The sequence below is a fragment of the Vibrio sp. Y176 genome, assembly GCF_033438945.1.
In genome coordinates, this window is record NZ_JAWOQS010000880.1 from 1 (window position 1) to 579 (window position 579).

Annotated in this window: 2 protein-coding genes; both read right to left on the reverse strand. The window is 48.4% G+C overall.

Going from position 1 to position 579, the window contains the following annotated elements; all coding sequences use genetic code 11:
• A partial coding sequence (locus R7O13_RS29195; protein ID WP_318305497.1) for a LysR family transcriptional regulator occupies positions 1–203 on the reverse strand: 203 nt, incomplete at its 3' end.
• 80 nt (positions 204–283) lie between these two features.
• Positions 284–579, reverse strand: a 296-nt coding sequence (locus tag R7O13_RS29200) for an arylamine N-acetyltransferase (RefSeq protein ID WP_318305498.1), incomplete at its 5' end; no start/stop codon positions are given.

Here is a 579-nt window from a genome sequence, read left to right on the forward strand (position 1 = left end):
TGCTGGTAATAGAGTTGTCCGGCTTCAGACAGGGAGACTTTTCGCGTCGTGCGATGCAGCAATTTCACCGCAAGTCGTTCTTCAAGTGCCGATACCCGACGACTGATTTGTGCCACCGATGTTTTCAGCTTAGCTGCTGCTCCGGTAAAACTGTTGGTTTCCGCCACAGCAACAAATTCGCTGACCCCTTCCCAATTCGCCATGCTGTATTCCTGTCGACCTCTTTTAGACAAATAGTGATGAAAATGTTCTCGTCGCGCTACGCTTTGAAAACGTCAGAATTTTACGCATCAGGCAACGGACGAAGCTCGCCGTACTGCGCATCAAGCTCAATGCCGAAATATTCTTTCAATACATCCAGATAGGCTTGGCCCGGCTCTAACTCTAATTCTGTCTGCTCACCTTGGCTGGTGTCTTTGAGTGTGTAGTTAAGCAATGTCACCAACCCACTTTCTGTTGCTTTCGCCGCGACTCTTGCGCTGGTAAAACGCGAGTGAGGAGAAGTGGAGGTAAAAAAGTTGCCACACGCGATATCACCCGCAAACACAAACTCTAAATCGAAGCTATAAAGGTTATTCC